Genomic DNA, 16,625 nt, shown 5'->3' on the forward strand with positions numbered 1-16,625 from the left:
CAGCAACAGCGTCTTGCGCCTATGGCAGCGCACAAATGCCTCCAAGCCAACTTCTGCCACGGCTGTCGTCGCCGGAATTCAGAGGTGCTTTCTGTCCCTCGCTATGCAATTCTGACGCCAACTCGAAATTCAGGACCTATTGATGACAAAAGAAATTGTGGCGCAGCTGTCCAAGCTGGCCGATCGAACACCTGCCTATGCCATCGTGGGCGAAGTCGATCTGGTGGTGGTGCGTTTTGACGATGATATCTCGGTTTTTTACGGACGTTGCCTGCACCGGGGCGCGCTTATGGCGGATGGGTTTGTGCGGGGCAACAATCTGATCTGCGGTTTGCATGATTGGGACTATCGGCTCGACAGCGGTGTTAGCGAATATGCCAATGACGAGGCGCTGCCCAAATTCAAATCATGGCTCGACGGCGACGACATTTGCGTCGATGCGGATGAGATCAAGCAATGGGGTTTCGAAAACCCGCAACCCTACAGCCGCGACGCCTATCTTGGTCTCTATGCCGATCCGTCCAAAGGCGCAGAGGAAGAACCCTATACCGGGCTGATCCAGCAATACGCGCGCGATGGCCTGTCCAAAACCGGGCATCACGGCGTAGTGGATGCGATGGGCGTGTCGCGCCTTGAACTGCCCGACTGGGACGACATCCAGTTGCTGACCGCACAACTCCACAAGCCACCCTTGCTGGACGGAGATGCGGTAGGCACCGAGGTGGTCATCGGGCCCAATGCCAAGAAACCGCTCCACCTCGATATTCCGCTGTTCGTGTCGGACATGTCATATGGTGCGCTGTCCGAACCGGCCAAGATCGCGCTGGCGCGTGGCGCACAGATCGCGGGCACCGGCATTTGTTCGGGCGAAGGCGGGATGCTGCCCGAAGAACAGGACGCCAATTCCAAGTATTTCTACGAACTCGCCTCGGCCCGGTTCGGGTTCAGTTGGGAGAAGGTCGCCAAAGTGCAGGCATTCCATTTCAAAGGGGGGCAGGCGGCCAAGACCGGAACGGGCGGGCATTTGCCTGGCCACAAGGTCAACGCCAAAATCGCCGAGGTGCGCGGGCTGGAAGAGGGCGAAGCGGCCATTTCACCGGCCCGCTTTCCGGACTGGACCGACCCCGCGCAGATCAAGGACTTTGCTGACGAGGTGCGCGACCGCACCGGCGGTATTCCCATCGGCTACAAGCTGAGCGCGCAGCATATCGAAAAGGACATCGATGCGGCGCTGACCGTGGGTGTGGATTACATCATTCTGGATGGACGCGGCGGTGGGACTGGCGCGTCCCCTACGATCTTCCGCGACAATATCTCTGTGCCGACGATCCCGGCCTTGGCCCGCGCCCGCGCGCATCTTGACCGGCTTGAGCGGCATGACGTGAGCCTTGTGATCACCGGCGGTTTGCGCAAACCGGCTGACTTCATCAAGGCGCTGGCCTTGGGTGCCGACGCCATTGCGCTGTCCAACTCGGCAATGCAAGCCATTGGGTGTCTGGCAATGCGCGCCTGCCACACCAACAACTGCCCTGTCGGGATTGCGAGCCAAAAACCGCATCTGGTCAGCCGCCTGATTGTCGAAAAATCGGCCCGCCAACTGGCCAATTTCTTTGAGGCGAGCACCGAGCTGATGCAGGTGATGGCGCGTGCCTGCGGGCATGACCACCTCAATAAATTCAACATCGACGACCTGACCACATGGAAAAAGGACATGTCCGATATCTCGGGCGTGCCCTTTGGAGGAGTAGCATGACAGAGACACTGGATTGGATCAGCGTAGGCCACACGGGCGACCTGCCCGAAGGCCGGGTAAAGACGGTGACGGCGCGCACGACGTCGATTTGTCTATCGCACTTTGACGGGCAGTGGGCCGCGATGAACAACCATTGCCCGCACCAGCGCGGACCCTTGGGCGAAGGCTCGATCGAGCGGGGCGAGGGCGGCAAATGCTGGATCCGGTGTCCGTGGCATGGCTGGGACTTCGACCCGCTCACCGGTGCCCCTCCCGGCGGGCATGAGGATACAGGGCAGACGATCTATCCTGTCAAGATTGAGGGCGACGAGATCTTTGTCGGTCTTGAGCCTGAGCCACCCCACGAACGCACCGTGTCAGACCAGATGGCCGAAAGCATGGTCAACTGGGGGATCAAACACGTCTTCGGTATGGTCGGTCACTCGAACCTCGGACTGGCCGATGCGATCCGTCTGCGCGTCGAAGCGGGCGAGATGAAATATGTGGGCATCCGCCATGAAGGGGCGGCCGCCTTTGCCGCCTCGGCTTATGGCAAGCTGACGGGTCACCCGGCCGCCTGCCTGACCATTGCAGGCCCCGGTGCGACCAACCTGCTGACAGGGTTGTGGGATGCCAAGGTGGACCGCGCGCCGGTGCTGGCCCTGACCGGGCAAGTGCAGACCCAAGTCTTTGGACCCGGCGCGTTTCAGGACATTGATCTGGCCTCTGCCTTTGATGCAGTGACGAAGTTCAGCCAGACGGTGCTGAGCACCTCGAACCATTCCGAACTGGTGTCGCTGGCGATGAAGAATGCGCTGGTGCAGCAGGATGTGGCGCATCTGATCTTTCCGGATGATATGCAGACCAATGCGTCGGACGCGCCGGCCTCGACGCCGGACGGGCGCATGGGCCGCACGGTTGTGAAACCATCTGACGAAGACGTGGCGGATGCGGTCAAGATGCTGAACGAGGCCAAGCGTCCGATCCTCGTCATCGGCTTTGGCGCGTGGGATCAGATGGATGCGATCACGGCGCTGGCCGAAAAACTCGGCGCGCCAGTCCTGACCACGTTCAAGGGCAAGGGGCTGATCGCGGACAGCCATCCGCTTGCGGCGGGTGTTCTGGGACGTTCCGGGACCCCGATTGCTAGCTGGTTCATGAACGAGGCAGACTTGATCCTGACACTCGGCACCTCGTTTTCGAACCACACGGGGATCGAGAAATCCAAACCGATTATCCAAGTTGATTACGAACGGATGCAACTGGGCAAATTCCACCCCGTCGACCTGCCGATCTGGAGTGAAATTGGTGCATTCTGTGAGGCCATCGCGCCTGTGCTTGAGCGCCCTGCCGATGCACCCGATCAGGTCAGCGAGTTGGCGGAGCGGTGGGATATCTGGCGGCGCGAGAAACACTCGCGCATGGCCGAAGAGACTGAAAAAGGGATCCACGCCTTCGCGATCTTTGATGCGTTGTCACGGGTGGCCCCGGCGGATGCGATCATCGCCGTGGACGTGGGCAACAACACCTATTCCTTTGGGCGCTACTTTGAAACGAAAGGCCAGCGGGTGCTGATGTCTGGCTATCTCGGGTCCATTGGGTTCGGCTTTCCAGCGGCCATGGGCGCATGGGCGGCCACGCAGGATTTCGAGTGGCTGAAGGGCCGCAAGGTCATCTCGATCTCCGGCGACGGTGGCTTTGGCCAATACCCGATGGAACTGACCACGGCTGTGAAATACGGCATGGATATCACCCATGTGCTTCTGCACAACGGTCAGCTTGGCAAGATCACCAAGGAACAGAAATCGGGCGAGTGGCCCGTCTGGGAAACCGATCTGCACAATCCATCCTTTGCGGCGTTTGCCAAGATTTGCGGTGCGCATGGGGAAAAGGTGGTGTCGTCCGACGCCATTGAAGCGGCCTTGCAAAAGGCGCTGGATGTGGACGGGCCCGCGCTGGTTGAGATCATGACGGACGCCGATCTGGTCTGAGGAGTGGGGCGGAGGACACCTCCGCCTTACGCCTTACCCGGTGCGCCCGTCGAACTTGCGCACGGTGATCCCCTCGGCCTCAAGCGTGCGGCGGACGGAGGCTGCGATATCGACGGCTTCAGGGGTGTCGCCATGGCAGCAGATACTGTCGATAGGGGTTTCGATACGGGTGCCGTCTTCGGTGATGATGGCTTGGGCCTTCACCATCTCGACCATGCGCTTGCCCGCCAGATCCGCGTCATGAATGACTGCGCCGGGCTTGCGCCGGTCCACCAGCGTGGCGTCCGCGTTGTAGGCGCGGTCGGCAAAGATTTCGCATGCAAACCGCGCGCCCAAGGATCGGGCGGCCCGTTCCTGCGCCGTTGCAGCCAACACCATGATGATCGCATCTGGGTGCGCGGATAGCGCCGCCTCGTAACAGCCCCGCGCCATGTCCTCGTCTTCTGACGTCATGTTCCCAAGCGCGCCGTGCAGTTTGATATGGCGCACCTCGGCCCCCAAGGCGCGCGCCATGCCCAAGGTCGCACCAACCTGACAGCGGATCGAATTCTGCAACGAGGCCAATGGCATATCAATCCGTCGCCGCCCGAACCCCTGAATGTCGGCAAAGCCCGGATGTGACCCGATCCCCACGCCCTGTTCCAGCGCGATACGCATCGTTTTGGCCATCACGTCGGGATCACCCGCATGGGCCCCGCAGGCGATGTTGGCGGATGTCACCGTGCGCAGCAGGGCCGGATCATCGCCCATGGTCCACGGGCCAAAGCTTTCTCCCATATCGGCGTTCAGATCGACATACATGGCTTATCCTTTGTCCAGATCAGAGTGGGTCGCGGAAACGGCACCGCTGACCAGTTGATAGCTGAGCAGATCCTGCATTGTCGCAGGATCACGCACCAGTGGCGTCACGCTTGCACGCAGCTTGGCCCAATCGGCATTGGCGCGGGCCTGTACCTGCGCACCGGCCTCAAGGTCCATGAGCTCGAACCGCAATTCGGCACCTGCCGGGGCCTGCGCGACCCGTGGGAGATCGCAAGGCAGCACGGTGCCGATCCGGGGATAACCGCCTGTCGTCTGGCTTTCGGCCATCAACACGAACGGAGTGCCGTCGCCTGTGATCTGAATGTCGCCGGGCACGATGACTTCGCTGACGATGCTGAGGGCGCGGGGATTGGCAAAGCCCGGCCCGTCGCTATCCATTCGAATGCCCTGGCGGTTGGCGCGTGGATCGCGGCGAAATGTTGTCGCTTCGAACCGTGCGCGAATATCGCCATCAAAATCCATGGTCTGCATGGAAGGGACGATGCGCACAACGCCCCCTGACAGTCGGGGCAGCACGTCCAGAGTCATGCCGACATCACGCCCCTTGTCGTGACCAACCGGCAGCGTTTGGCCTGCCGTGATCAACGCGCCAAGCCCGCAAGACTGATGCGTGGCGCGCGACCCGAGCGTTGGTTCCGTTTCAAGCCCACCACCCACATGCAGATAGCCATAGGTGCCCGACCGGGTCGGCCCTATGATCAGTCGCGCCCCCTTCGGCAAGGCGTGGCTGGCATTCCACGCCACTGTTTCGCCGTCAATCTGCGCACTCATCTGGGCTCCGGTCAGGGCGATGCGCATGTCTGCGCCCGCTTCGAAAGTGCCACCTGTGCCGACCATCTCCAGCGCAGCGTGATCCACGCTTTGCCCGAGCAACGCGGCTCCTTCGTGCAAGGCCAGAACATCGGCCGCGCCGCCACGGGTCAATCCCATGGACAGAAAGCCGGGGCGGCCCAAATCCTGCACCGCCACGCCCGGCCCGACCTGATACACGATCAACCCCCTCATGCGATCACCATGCGTTCGGCACCGTCGATCCCGTGAGCTTCGAGCCGTTCGAGTTCAGCGACGGAGACCTCGGTAAATTGCACCTCGTCTCCGGGCGCGAGGGGGAAGGGCACGTCCGCGTCGGGGCGGAAGCAGGCAAAAGACGACTGGCCCACATGCCGCCACCCGGTCGGGGTATCCTTGGCGAACAAACAGATTTGGCGCACCGCCGCGACCAAAGCACCGGCAGGCACGTTGGGGGTGAGGCCAACCTGACGCGGAATGTCCCACGCTGCATTCAAGGTGCCCAGATAGGGCTGGCCGGGCGCAAACCCCAAGGTCAGAACACGCAATCGGGTCTGTGTCAGATCGGCAAGTGCCTGCGTTGCGCTCAGACCCGCAGCCTCTGCCGCTTCGTCAAATTGCGGGGCACGCGCGCCGCCAAATACCGCCGGAATGGTCCATAGGGCGCGGCCCTCGGGCAGGGGTGTGGCCGACCAATCGCGGCTGGCGAGGATGTCTGCCAACCGGTCTTGGATCATCAAAAAGGAATGCTTGGACAGATCAATTCGAAAAAATGCGGACACCAGGGTACTGCTGCTTTCGTCCACTTCTGGCCATGCCAGCGCATCTACTGCCCCGCGAAACGCGATCGCTGCGCGGTTGGCTTCGTCCGTGGCACGCGCGCCGAATGTGATCAGAACCCCGGTCAAACCGACAGAGCGTATCAAAGGGGAAAAGGGAGGTGCTTCCATGCCTGACAGCCTATCGTTTCTGCCGGATGGCGCAATCGGTGTTCATACAGGCTCGCGCATCCAGCCATCATCAAATGTCAGTTGGCTGACACCGCCAAGGCGCAGCATGCGGTCGAGTTCGACCTCCAGTTTCTGCTGACGACCCTTGCCCCACCGCACCCCACGCTCTGGCCAAAGGGCGCGGACCCGCAAGGTGTCATCCGCTCGAAATGCCTTCATATCTATCCGCCCGACCAGCTTGTCGCCCTCCATCAGCGGAAACACGTAATAGCCATATGTACGCTTGGGTTCCGGTACAAAAATCTCGATCCGGTAGGTGAACCCGAACAGGCGTTCAGCCCGCTTGCGATCGCGCAAGGCCGGGTCAAAGGGGCTGAGAACACGCAGGCGGGGTGTGGGATCAAGGGTCAGACTAGGGTCGTCCGGAAGGTTGGGCCACGCAAAGGCGGGCCGCACGGTGCCATCCCCGCCAGTGACATTGATCTGAATGATCCGCCCGGCGGCGAGCGCCTCGCCGCACCAGACCTTCGCCTCCGCCGGAGAGATGTGATCCCAGAACGCCGCCAACTCACCATGGGTGGCAAAGCCCAATCGATCCAGCGCCTCACGACAGCACCAATCGATGGTCTCTGCCTCATCCGGGGCATTGCCGATGGTTGTCTGGTCAAAGACACGTTCGGTCAGGTCATAGTATTTCTGAAACCCTTCGCGCCGCACCACCTGCAACGCGCCGCTGCGCCACAGATATTCCAGTGCGGTCTTGGAAGGATGCCAATCCCACCATCCACCCGAGCCGCGCTTTTCGCCCTCACCCACGTCTCCTGAACAGCATGGCCCGTGATCACGGATACGGTCGAGGACAGGTTGGAACTTTGCCTCAAACCCTTCCCGCCGCCATTCCGACCACCGTTCGCGCAGACGGGCTGCATCCCGCGATCGGCGCATGTGCCAGTAGGGATAGAACCGCACAGGGATCACGGCCGCATCATGGGTCCAGTGTTCGAACAGGGCCCGGTCATGTTCATAAAGGCGTTTCAAAGCCTTTGGCCGATAGCGCGGCTTGCGCGAAAACAGGATCATGTCGTGGGCACGCGCAACGGTGTTGATGCTGTCGAGCTGCACAAACCCCAGACGGTCGATCAAGGTGAGCAATTCGGGTCCGTGTGCTATCCCCTGAGGGGTCTCTGACAAGGCGTGACGGTCGAGAAACACACGACGTGCCTGCGCGTTTGTCAGTGTAAACGCGCTCACGACGCCGTGGACTGGCGCATATTGCGGCGCAACGTATCGCCATAAGAAATCTTTGGGGTCAGCGTCGTATGCTTGGGGCTGTGATCGCCGTTCGGGTCATTATGCGCGAGGATGATGTCCGCCGCCGCACGTCCGATCTCGAGCCGACACGCGTCTGTCGTCGCCAACTGGCGTGGCAGCCCTTGCAGCAATTCGACCCCGTTAAACCCGGCAAGCCCGATCTGACCCGGGATATCAATGCCCTCATCCAGCAGGTACAACAGCCCGCCCGCACCGATCATATCGTTGGAATAATAGAGAAAATCGAGGTCCGGGTTCGCATCCAGCATGGCCGCCGTCATTTCGCGCCCCTTTGCGAGCGCAGAGCCGCCTTCGTAAAAGTCGCGCGCCTCAATCTCGATACCCGCTTTGGCGAGCCCTTCTGTCAGCCCCTCGAACCGTTTGCGGGCGCGGTGGTCGCGCGGCATCGATGTGCCCATAAAACCGATCCGGGAATATCCCTGTTTGAGGATTGCACGCGCCATATCAAGGCCCGCCTGCCGGTGTGAAATGCCCACCATATTGTCGACCGGGATACCGTCGGTGTCCATGATCTCGACCACCGGAATGCCCGAGTTTTTCAGCATCGCCTGCGCCGCATCCGAATGTTCGAGCCCCGCAATGATGACCCCTGAGGGGCGCCATGACAGCATCTCATAAAGCACCCGCTCTTCCTTGTCGCGCATGTAGTCGGTGACGCCGAAAACAGGCTGAAGCGGTGAATTTTCAAGCACTTGGTTGATGCCGGTCAGGACCTCCGGAAACACCATGTTGCTGAGGGAAGGTATGATGACCGCGACCAGGTTGACGTGTTGCGAGGCAAGCGATCCTGCGATCTGATTGGGCACGTATCCAAGGGTTTTTGCCGCTTCCAGCACCTTGGCGCGGGTGGTTTCGGACACATCGCCACGATTGCGCAACACCCGACTTACGGTCATTTCCGACACGCCAGAGGCGGCAGACACATCCCGCAATGTCAGCGGGCGTTGGGCGCGATCAGTCAAGCTCAGTCCTCACACAGGTCATAGACCCGAGTTACCGCCAAATGCGCAGGGATTTCAAGCATTCCCGGAGATCGCGTAGCGCTCAACAGGGTGACAAGGCGTGGCCAAGGCGGTAATCCCAAGGTCAGACGGCCCCGTGGCTCAACTGGATAGAGCAGCCCCCTCCTAAGGGGCAGGTTGCAGGTTCGAATCCTGCCGGGGTCGCCAAAAACGCCTGAAAAATATGGCTTATTTGCAAAGGGTTCTGCAGAAGCGTGCAGAAACGCCCGTTTTGATTTCCGCCGAATTCTCCGAAAACGACCGAAATCTCGTACAAAACCTGTACAAAATTCGCACGCTTGTGCGGCTTTTGAGGTGTTCTCATGAGCTGGCGGGTGGCGAATGCGTGCGCGGAGCGGAAGTTCGGGAGTGCGACGCGCAAGCAGATCATCATGTTTCTGGCGGACAAGGCGTCGGACGATGGGTCCGGCATCTGGTGTTCGAAAGGGACGATCCAGCGGCACACCGAGTTGGGCGATACAACGGTCAAACGGACGATCCGCGACTTCCTGAAAGAAGGCATCCTGGTCGAGACTGGCGCGCGCGCGTGCAAGAACGGATTCACGGTCGTCTACCGGATCGATCTAGCTCGGATCGAGGCGCTAGAACTGACCGCAGAACCCGATAACGAGACGGGGGCCACAGTGGACCCCGTCCAGATTGGACCCGGAACGGGGGCCACAGTGGCCGGGGTACCGGGGCCACCACGGCCCCCAAACCCTCGTAAAACCATCCATAAACCACCTACGCGCAGGCGCGAGGCGGCGGAGGATGAAGAAGCCGAGAAGATTTTGGCTGCGTATCCCTCCGACCGTCTGCGCGGGAAGGCCGAGTGTCTGGATAGGATCAGGGAGGCTTTGGACGCCGGTACGGAGGCCGAAGGCTTGTTGGAAGCTGTGAAGGTCTACGCCACTGAGTGCGCGGGCTTCACCCGGTCCAAGGTCTGTTTCTCGGACAACTGGTTCAAGTCGGGACGCTGGCGGGCCTATGTCGAGGAAATTGTCAAAGGCCGAGAAGCGACGAAGGCCAAGGAAGCCGAAATGCTGGCAGGCTTGGCAAATTGGGTGACGGACCGCCATCCGCTTTGCCGACACATCACGCCCAGCCAGATCGATGCACTGATGGCCGCAGAGCTGGTCACGCAGGCGCAAATTCAGGCGGCAGGCCTCAGATCATGACCGCAACCGATCCCACCGAAGAGCAAACAGCAAGGCGACCCATGTCATACGCTGGCGCTACTGACACGGGACCTTGCGAGGGGCGGCAAGCCTCCCCTTCGAACCCCACCGGCGCGGGCAAAGCCCCCGCCAAAGAGCCGCTGACCGAGACCTTCGTCTTCCGTTGCACCGCGTCCGAGAAGGCCCAGTTGCGCGCCAAGGCCGAGGCCGCTGGCCTGCCTGCCTCGACCCTTCTGCGCGAGGCGCTTGGCCTCACTGAAGCGCGACGCCGCAAGCGCATTCCCCGTGTCGATCCGGCGCTCGTGCTGGCGGTCGGGCGCATCGGCGGCAACCTCAACCAGATCGCCCGCTGGCTGAATCACGCCATGAAGGTCGGGCGCACCGACCTCGACATGCTCACCGTCGCACGCCGCCTCGTGGTGATCGAACGTCAGCTCGCCGCGCTCCTCGATGAGACCCGGCGGTGCTGATCAAGTTCTTCCCCAACGGCAAAGGCGCGGGCGCGGGGCCGGTCGGCTACCTCGTGGCCGAACGCGTGCTCGCCTACGACAGCAACCGCGACCTGATCCACGACGCTGACGGCCAACCCGTGAGTGTCACCCGCGACCCGATGCCCGAGGTCCTGCGCGGCAACCCCGAGCGCACGGAGGCCCTGATCGACGCCAGCCGCCACCAATGGACCTACCGCGCGGGCGTCATCAGCTTTGCGGATAGTGACGACCCAACAGAAGACCAGCAGGCCGAGGTCATGGATGGGTTCGAGCGGCTGGCCTTCGCGGGGCTGGACCCTGAGCAATATGAGGTGCTCTGGGTCCGCCATCGCCACGAAGACCGGGTCGAGCTTCATTTCTGCACCCCGCGCCTGGAGCTGACGACGGGCAAGAGCCTTAACATCGCGCCACCGGGCTATCCGGACGCCTACGATAGCCTGCGCGACGTGATGAACCAGCGCCACGGCTGGGCCGATCCGATGGACGTGGAGCGCGCGCAGGAGGTCCGTGGCACCGTCGAGGCTCCAACCCGCGCACAAGGCCGGGACGAGTTGCATGCCTGGATACAGGACCAGAGCGACATGGGCCTGATTACCGACCGGGCAACCATGATCGACGCGCTGACAGACGCAGGATTTGACCTGCCGCGCACGGGCAAGGCCTACATCACCGCCCGCGACCCTGACACCGGCGAGCGCTGGCGGCTGAAAGGAGAGATTTTCCATGAAGACTGGCAAGCCGACTCGGCTGAGCGTGAAACTAAATGCGGAACTCGACACGATCCGGGCCGAACACGTCGCCTCGATCTCGTCCCAGCTGAAGAGCTTCAGGATCGATTTGAAGAACATTGTGGGCGCCGCGCAGCATACCATCGCGAGCGATACGCGCCGCTTCCAGACCGAGACGGCGAGCATATTCGAGACGCGGCTGCGATCGATCCGCCTTTGGCTGACGATCTCGCCCTGGCTGATCGCGGCGATGGTGCTGACGGAGATCGCCTTGATGATGGCCGCGAGCTTTTTCTGGACGGTGCATCTGACACGCTCGGAACTGACGGAACTGGGCCTGACACGGATCGAGCGGCCCGAGGGGACCTGGCTGATCCTGGACCCGTCGAAGACGCGGCTCAGGACCTGCACGATGGGCGGGCAAAACGTGACCTGCATTCGGATCGAGGAGGATTAGATGACCCAACTGACAGCCTTGGAACGCGACTTGCTCGCCTGCGTCGAGCGGTTGGTGACGGCCTCAGAGGCCTCCGCGCAGGATTTGACCGCATTGGAGACACGCTCGACCGGCAGGATCGAGAAGGAACTGGCTGGTTTGAAAGACTGCGTGACCTTGCTCATTCGTTCACAGGCCGCATCCATGAAGGCCTTGAGCGGATTGCTGAACGACGAGGCGAGCTACAAGACGCTGAACGAGAGCTTGCAGCAGAGCTTGACCTTAGCGAGGGCCGCCGCCGAGAGGTTGAAGGACAGCTAGACAGCCAGGAGGCGCATGCGGAAAGGGGGTTGAGGCATTGACTTCCACTAGCGGGTCAGAATGCGTTCGGATCGAGGTAAGATCATGTTTTTTGCTCTGGTATCACTAATTTGTTGCTTACTGAGACCGGTTGACTGATGTTGTTGTCCTGTAAGCGGGCTGCACGTGAAGCGCGAAAGTATTTGTCAAACAGGGAAACGAGGTCCGCTCTTTATAGTCAAACACCTGTGCCATCATTGGATGTGGGCAATGTAGAAACATGCAACTGATTTTTCATCTGTACGTCTAGGTATGATCGCACTTAACTAAAATAATATGGAAGATAGCATGAATAATGTGCAGGTAGAAAACTTTAGCGCCTTTGACAAAAGGATAAATATCTACGATCAAGAATGTGATGAATTTGTGGTTCAGGATGACTTCTTAGCCAGCTTTCAAATCAAAACTTATCAAATTTGCAAAGACGATTTTACTGGCTATTCTAAGTTTCAAATCGATGGGGTTAACGCGGAATCCGGCAACCAGCTTGGAACGCTTTCTTATTCATCTATCAAGAACTTAGAGAAGGTAAAGTTTTAACTGGTCAATACTGGAGCCGGAAACGGTTGGAGCTAGGTTGAAATTTTAAATTTGAATATCGCTCCTTCTTGATCAAACGCTCCGTTGTCAGCAACATACATATGCCCACCGTAGAATTGAATACTACTCGATCCAGCTCCTAACGCCAAGCTAGCGCCTGGGATGTCCGAATGGCTAATTCGGGCTATTTCCTGACCAAAAAATTTGTCTTTAGGGTCACTCTCAACCACGATAATATGCTGGAAATTGTAAGGTTTGCCGCCTCTATAATTAAACAATAACTTTGAGCCAAAAAACACTGGCTCATCACCCCACCTCATTTTGAATTCGTCGAAATTCTCTGCCGGGAATAATCGCGCCAAAGCTTCACCGCATGTGGGGCTATCCTTGCGAGCATCTATTAACACAACTTGATTTGAACCAGTTTGAATGCTCGTCGATAGGATTGAACCATTTGAAATCGCGGGATAATTGCTTGAGGGATCAGGGAAAAAACAGATTAGCTTTATTACGCCAGCCTCAAGGTTCGTAATATCATAAACACGTGTCCCGTCAGGTTCATCAATGGACAAGAAATCACCAGACTCTGAAGCACTGAAGTCATGGGGGTTGGTAGCCAAAGAAGCAAAGCTCTTTAGATAATTTTCTCCGTCCTGAATGGTTGGAAGGATATCCACCTTTGAACCCATTGAACCGTACTTAATTAGCCCTACAAAATTCCCAATCTTTTTCGGGCTCCGATACCCCGGAAAGAAATTCTGCGAATGTGCTTGTTGGGTTTGCTGGGTTCGGGGCAGGGTAGCCACATGGGCGAGACTTTCACCTGCATATACTCGGGTTCTAAATCCATACGGGTTCCCTCCTGATTTCCGATACAAATGTTCTTGTGCAAATATTTGTCCATTTACCAATTCAACTTGATACCCTAGCTGTCGGGCTTGCTTATCGTGGTTTGGGTCAGGAAAGGTATCGGCTTCCCCATCAAGTTCCTGAAAACTTAACCCATCATCTTTAGAAACAAGTAACATTCCACGAGATTCGTTGTTCGCGCTCCCTAAGCCTATGTTAGGAGCTCCGACTATCAATAGATTTTCATCCAAAGCTATTGATGGGCCAAATCTAAACTCTGCGAAACTCTTTGGATTGCGGATAGTTTTGACTAGTTCAAATTTCATCGAGGTTCCTGTGGGCAAGGCTGGCTTCTGTCGATTTTGGGCAACGAGAGATTTATTGTTAGATGAAGTGAGTTGCGAAGCAAATGACCCATAAGTTTCGGGGTGCATTTCGCATCAAACCTGTATTGCTTCGAGGAACGCATGCTATATTGCAGGCCGGATTTTATCATAGAATCAATAGCATAGTTGCTCGCTCGTTGTGAGGTAGATTGATCAAAATCGTCACTTTACTACAGCTCGGCATCCCTTTCTAGGCAGCTGTGAGCGGTTCAATATCAGACACGTCGATCTCTTTGGCAGCAAGCGCCATGTCATAGTTCGTCTGCAAGTTCACCCAGTAAGCCGGTGTGGTGTTGAACACACGAGCAAGCCTTAGCGCAGTGTCAGGCGTGATCCCGGTCGTGCCCTTGATCAACCGCTCGATCCGCGTCCGAGGCACACCCAGACGCCGCGCAAATGCGATTGCCCCCATCTCCAGGGGGTCGAGGTAAAGCTCTTTCAGGACTTCACCGGGGTGCATCGGGTCTTCAAGCAAGCTCATCAGCGTATCCTCTCAATGGTAGTCCACAATCTCGACATCGGCGGGACCGTTCGGCGTCCAGACAAAGCAGATGCGCCATTGCCCGTTGATCCGCACCGAGTGTTGCCCGGCCCGATCCCCTTTCAGTTCTTCCAGGTGGTTGCCGGGCGGGAACCGCAAATCCTCGACAACAACCGCAGCATCCAGCGCCGAGAGCATCGCCCGCGTGCGCTTCACCAAGTCACTAGGGAAGCCTTTGCCATACTTGCCCTTCACGGCATTGGCAGCGTGTTTGCCCTTGGTGCTTTGGATCATGCAGAGTGTGTATCATAACTAGATACATGTGTCAACTTGTGATACGCCATTGCGGTGCCTCAACCAACCGAAACGCGCACTCATTCAGCGTAGATACCCATCTCAAGGAAGTTTTGCTTTGACTGAAGCCAAGCTTCGATTCGTTCGGCCGTATTGGCGGTGTCTTTAACGTTTCTCAGGCCGCACTCCCACACGATGGCAACTCTCCAACCCATCTCAGCCAACTGGTTCTGATTTTTGCTGTCCCTCGCAACATTTGCGTCGAACTTCTGCCTCCAGAACTCGGTGCGTGTCTTTGGCGACGTCGCGAAGCGGCAGTTGTTATGGCGATGCCAAAAACACCCATGAACAAAAACTACAGCATTGAACTTTGGAAACACGATGTCCGGTTTCCCGGGCAGGCGGGCTGTGTGCAACCGAAAGCGAAGTCCTTTGGCATGAAGAGCCCTGCGCAAGGCCGTTTCAGGCTTGGTGTCCTTTCCACGAATTCCGCGCATCATCCGCGAGCGGGTTTGTTTGTCTACGATGTCTGCCATACCCTTGCTTGCCATACCGAGCAAAACCTGGAAAGAGGGAGCCAAGGAGCCACGATTTGCCAAAGCCCGTAGAAATCATCGATCTGTTCTCAGGGCCAGGCGGCCTCGGCGAGGGTTTTTCGTCTTGCCTTAACCCGGATGGCTCAGTTGCTTACAAGATTTCGGTATCAATCGAAAAAGACAGCGCCGCTCATCGAACACTCAGATTGCGTGCCTTTTTGCGTCAATTCGGTGCGTTGCCGCCGGAATACTATCAGTGGATTGCAGGGAAGACCGAGGAGCCAAATTGGAGCGATCTGTACCCCCACAAATGGGCTGCGGCCGATCGTGAGGCTGTTTGCGCGGAGCTAGGACAAACCGAGACTGCTCGGCTCCTGTCAGATCGAATTTCTGAAGCGAAGCAACGATCCGGAGATCGAACACTGTTGATAGGTGGTCCACCTTGTCAGGCCTATTCCTTGGCCGGGAGATCAAGGAACGCGGGAAATCGAACTTACAAACCCAAAGACGACGACAGACACTTCCTCTACCGCGAATATTGTCGTGTTTTGAATGAGTTAAACCCAGCTGTCTTTGTGATGGAGAACGTGAAGGGTATGTTGTCGTCTTCCGTCGAAGGGATCGCAATCTTCGAACAAGTTATGTCCGACCTTGAGAACGCAGGAAACGGCTACCACCTGATTTCGCTTTCTGTACCTCATGAAAAAGCCGAACGCCCTGCACCGAAAGATTTCGTCATTCGCGCCGAAGATTACGGTGTTCCGCAGGCAAGGCATCGAGTGATCATTGTCGGGATCAGGTCGGATGTCCCCTTCAAGCACGTCCCCGTGCTTTCGCGCAGAAACAAGGCAGCTTGTGTAAGAGATATCCTGGTAGGCCTACCGACGTTGCGCAGTGGTTTGAGCCGGAGCGATGACCAATTCGCATGGTACGATGCGGTCGTTGATGGGATCGAGACCCTGCGGACTCTCGCCGCAAATTACCCCGGTCAGAACCACTCGCGATTTCTTGCAGAAGTCGATCGTGTCGAGGAAAAGCTTCTTGCGATCTCCCATTCAGGACGAAAAAAATCGTCGCGCGGGAAACCCTCGAACAAGCTTCCTGCAGAACTGGCGGAATACATGAATGATCCTGAGCTCGTTGGCGTTTCAGGCCACGAGACACGCGGGCACATGCCGTCAGACCTTGCACGGTACCTCTACGCAGCCTGTTTTGCCAAAGCCGAAGGCACCAGTCCTCGCGCACATCAATTTCCTGATGTCCTTGCTCCAAATCACCGGAACTGGAAGACCGGAAAGTTCAACGACCGATTTCGTGTCCAGGTCGGCAACGGCCCGGCGACAACAGTCACGAGCCACATCTCTAAAGATGGCCACTACTTCATTCATCCTGATCCAACACAGTGTCGCAGTTTGACTGTGCGTGAGGCAGCGCGCCTGCAGACCTTCCCGGACAATTATCATTTCATGGGCAATCGCACCGAACAGTTTGTCCAGGTTGGAAACGCCGTACCGCCTTTTCTTGCGTGGCAGATTGCGAAGGTACTGTTGCCGACCTTTGATCGTCTCTAACAGAAGCCAGTGTTCCTTCGTCAGAGGCTGTCCGCCGGACCTCGGCTCACATGATTTCCAACCGGTAAGTCGACGTTGAACGGTAAGCGGTGCGCCGCCCCCACACTTACGGCATAGCGCCTGATCTGCGATTCAGAGGCTTCTTTGATTTGTGGGGA

At 58.2% G+C, this 16,625-nt stretch carries 16 protein-coding genes and 1 tRNA gene; 8 read left to right on the top strand and 9 right to left on the bottom strand.

The window, feature by feature from the left end:
* Positions 1 to 142: 142 nt before the first annotated feature.
* Positions 143 to 1,753: a glutamate synthase-related protein gene (locus Q0908_RS18065; RefSeq protein WP_299287897.1), complete on the top strand. Its 1,611-nt coding sequence runs from the start codon at positions 143 to 145 to the stop codon at positions 1,751 to 1,753.
* Positions 1,750 to 3,723, top strand: coding sequence for a thiamine pyrophosphate-binding protein (locus Q0908_RS18070; RefSeq protein WP_299287900.1), 1,974 nt, complete (start codon positions 1,750 to 1,752; stop codon positions 3,721 to 3,723). The genes Q0908_RS18065 and Q0908_RS18070 overlap by 4 nt, the downstream gene beginning before the upstream one ends.
* A 33-nt stretch (positions 3,724 to 3,756) precedes the next feature.
* On the opposite strand, the gene Q0908_RS18075 is transcribed toward Q0908_RS18070, so the two are convergent.
* Genes Q0908_RS18075 through Q0908_RS18095 form a run of 5 tightly spaced genes read right to left on the bottom strand, consistent with a single transcriptional unit; the run spans position 3,757 to position 8,578 of the window.
* Entirely contained in the window at positions 3,757 to 4,524 is a 768-nt protein-coding gene (locus Q0908_RS18075) for a 5-oxoprolinase subunit PxpA (RefSeq protein ID WP_299287905.1), read from the bottom strand.
* Between the two features lie 3 nt (positions 4,525 to 4,527).
* On the bottom strand, positions 4,528 to 5,550 hold the full coding sequence (locus tag Q0908_RS18080; RefSeq protein ID WP_299287908.1) for a biotin-dependent carboxyltransferase family protein: 1,023 nt from the start codon (positions 5,548 to 5,550) through the stop codon (positions 4,528 to 4,530).
* A complete protein-coding gene (locus Q0908_RS18085) occupies positions 5,547 to 6,284 on the bottom strand; it encodes a carboxyltransferase domain-containing protein (RefSeq protein WP_299287911.1) in 738 nt (245 codons plus the stop codon). The genes Q0908_RS18080 and Q0908_RS18085 overlap by 4 nt, the downstream gene beginning before the upstream one ends.
* Before the next feature lie 42 nt (positions 6,285 to 6,326).
* A complete protein-coding gene (locus Q0908_RS18090; RefSeq protein WP_299287914.1) occupies positions 6,327 to 7,535 on the bottom strand; it encodes a crosslink repair DNA glycosylase YcaQ family protein in 1,209 nt (402 codons plus the stop codon).
* Complete coding sequence (locus tag Q0908_RS18095; protein WP_299287917.1) at positions 7,532 to 8,578, bottom strand: LacI family DNA-binding transcriptional regulator; 1,047 nt, start codon at positions 8,576 to 8,578, stop codon at positions 7,532 to 7,534. The genes Q0908_RS18090 and Q0908_RS18095 overlap by 4 nt, the downstream gene beginning before the upstream one ends.
* A gap of 130 nt (positions 8,579 to 8,708) precedes the next feature.
* On the opposite strand from Q0908_RS18095, the gene Q0908_RS18100 reads away from it, so the two are divergent.
* The 5 genes from Q0908_RS18100 (at position 8,709) to Q0908_RS18120 (ending at position 12,350) form a co-directional block, all read left to right on the top strand.
* A tRNA-Arg gene (locus Q0908_RS18100) sits at positions 8,709 to 8,785 on the top strand.
* A gap of 155 nt (positions 8,786 to 8,940) precedes the next feature.
* The gene (locus Q0908_RS18105; protein ID WP_299287920.1) at positions 8,941 to 9,795 is read left to right on the top strand and encodes a hypothetical protein; all 855 of its coding nucleotides are present in this window, start codon (positions 8,941 to 8,943) and stop codon (positions 9,793 to 9,795) included.
* Positions 9,792 to 10,265: a plasmid mobilization relaxosome protein MobC gene (mobC, locus tag Q0908_RS18110; protein WP_299287923.1), complete on the top strand. Its 474-nt coding sequence runs from the start codon at positions 9,792 to 9,794 to the stop codon at positions 10,263 to 10,265. Before Q0908_RS18105 ends, mobC begins: the two co-directional genes overlap by 4 nt.
* On the top strand, positions 10,259 to 11,812 hold the full coding sequence (locus Q0908_RS18115) for a relaxase/mobilization nuclease domain-containing protein (RefSeq protein WP_299287926.1): 1,554 nt from the start codon (positions 10,259 to 10,261) through the stop codon (positions 11,810 to 11,812). The genes mobC and Q0908_RS18115 overlap by 7 nt, the downstream gene beginning before the upstream one ends.
* A 286-nt stretch (positions 11,813 to 12,098) precedes the next feature.
* The gene (locus tag Q0908_RS18120) at positions 12,099 to 12,350 is read left to right on the top strand and encodes a hypothetical protein (RefSeq protein WP_299287929.1); all 252 of its coding nucleotides are present in this window, start codon (positions 12,099 to 12,101) and stop codon (positions 12,348 to 12,350) included.
* A gap of 32 nt (positions 12,351 to 12,382) precedes the next feature.
* On the opposite strand, the gene Q0908_RS18125 is transcribed toward Q0908_RS18120, so the two are convergent.
* The 4 genes from Q0908_RS18125 to vsr all read right to left on the bottom strand — a co-directional run bounded on the left by Q0908_RS18125 (position 12,383) and on the right by vsr (position 14,896).
* Entirely contained in the window at positions 12,383 to 13,525 is a 1,143-nt protein-coding gene (locus tag Q0908_RS18125) for a hypothetical protein (protein ID WP_299287932.1), read from the bottom strand.
* Positions 13,526 to 13,775: 250 nt separating this feature from the next.
* Positions 13,776 to 14,066, bottom strand: a complete 291-nt coding sequence (locus Q0908_RS18130) for a HigA family addiction module antitoxin (RefSeq protein WP_299287935.1) — start codon at positions 14,064 to 14,066, stop codon at positions 13,776 to 13,778.
* A 12-nt stretch (positions 14,067 to 14,078) separates the two neighbouring features.
* A complete protein-coding gene (locus Q0908_RS18135) occupies positions 14,079 to 14,360 on the bottom strand; it encodes a type II toxin-antitoxin system RelE/ParE family toxin (RefSeq protein WP_299287938.1) in 282 nt (93 codons plus the stop codon).
* Between the two features lie 80 nt (positions 14,361 to 14,440).
* Positions 14,441 to 14,896: a very short patch repair endonuclease gene (gene vsr / locus Q0908_RS18140; protein WP_299287941.1), complete on the bottom strand. Its 456-nt coding sequence runs from the start codon at positions 14,894 to 14,896 to the stop codon at positions 14,441 to 14,443.
* Between the two features lie 56 nt (positions 14,897 to 14,952).
* Here vsr and Q0908_RS18145 point away from each other — a divergent pair, with 56 nt between their 5' ends.
* Positions 14,953 to 16,467, top strand: a complete 1,515-nt coding sequence (locus Q0908_RS18145) for a DNA cytosine methyltransferase (protein WP_299287944.1) — start codon at positions 14,953 to 14,955, stop codon at positions 16,465 to 16,467.
* Positions 16,468 to 16,625: the final 158 nt, after the last annotated feature.

It is taken from the genome of uncultured Tateyamaria sp. (assembly GCF_947494755.1).
Taxonomy (GTDB): domain Bacteria; phylum Pseudomonadota; class Alphaproteobacteria; order Rhodobacterales; family Rhodobacteraceae; genus Tateyamaria.

Coding starts and splice junctions, on each gene's coding strand:
- Q0908_RS18065 (WP_299287897.1), top strand. CDS start 143: ATGACAAAAGAAATTGTGGCGCAGCTGTCCAAGCTGGCCGATCGAACA.
- Q0908_RS18070 (WP_299287900.1), top strand. CDS start 1,750: ATGACAGAGACACTGGATTGGATCAGCGTAGGCCACACGGGCGACCTG.
- Q0908_RS18075 (WP_299287905.1), bottom strand. CDS start 4,524: ATGTATGTCGATCTGAACGCCGATATGGGAGAAAGCTTTGGCCCGTGG.
- Q0908_RS18080 (WP_299287908.1), bottom strand. CDS start 5,550: ATGAGGGGGTTGATCGTGTATCAGGTCGGGCCGGGCGTGGCGGTGCAG.
- Q0908_RS18085 (WP_299287911.1), bottom strand. CDS start 6,284: ATGGAAGCACCTCCCTTTTCCCCTTTGATACGCTCTGTCGGTTTGACC.
- Q0908_RS18105 (WP_299287920.1), top strand. CDS start 8,941: ATGAGCTGGCGGGTGGCGAATGCGTGCGCGGAGCGGAAGTTCGGGAGT.
- mobC (WP_299287923.1), top strand. CDS start 9,792: ATGACCGCAACCGATCCCACCGAAGAGCAAACAGCAAGGCGACCCATG.
- Q0908_RS18120 (WP_299287929.1), top strand. CDS start 12,099: ATGAATAATGTGCAGGTAGAAAACTTTAGCGCCTTTGACAAAAGGATA.
- Q0908_RS18125 (WP_299287932.1), bottom strand. CDS start 13,525: ATGAAATTTGAACTAGTCAAAACTATCCGCAATCCAAAGAGTTTCGCA.
- Q0908_RS18130 (WP_299287935.1), bottom strand. CDS start 14,066: ATGAGCTTGCTTGAAGACCCGATGCACCCCGGTGAAGTCCTGAAAGAG.
- Q0908_RS18135 (WP_299287938.1), bottom strand. CDS start 14,360: ATGATCCAAAGCACCAAGGGCAAACACGCTGCCAATGCCGTGAAGGGC.
- vsr (WP_299287941.1), bottom strand. CDS start 14,896: ATGGCAGACATCGTAGACAAACAAACCCGCTCGCGGATGATGCGCGGA.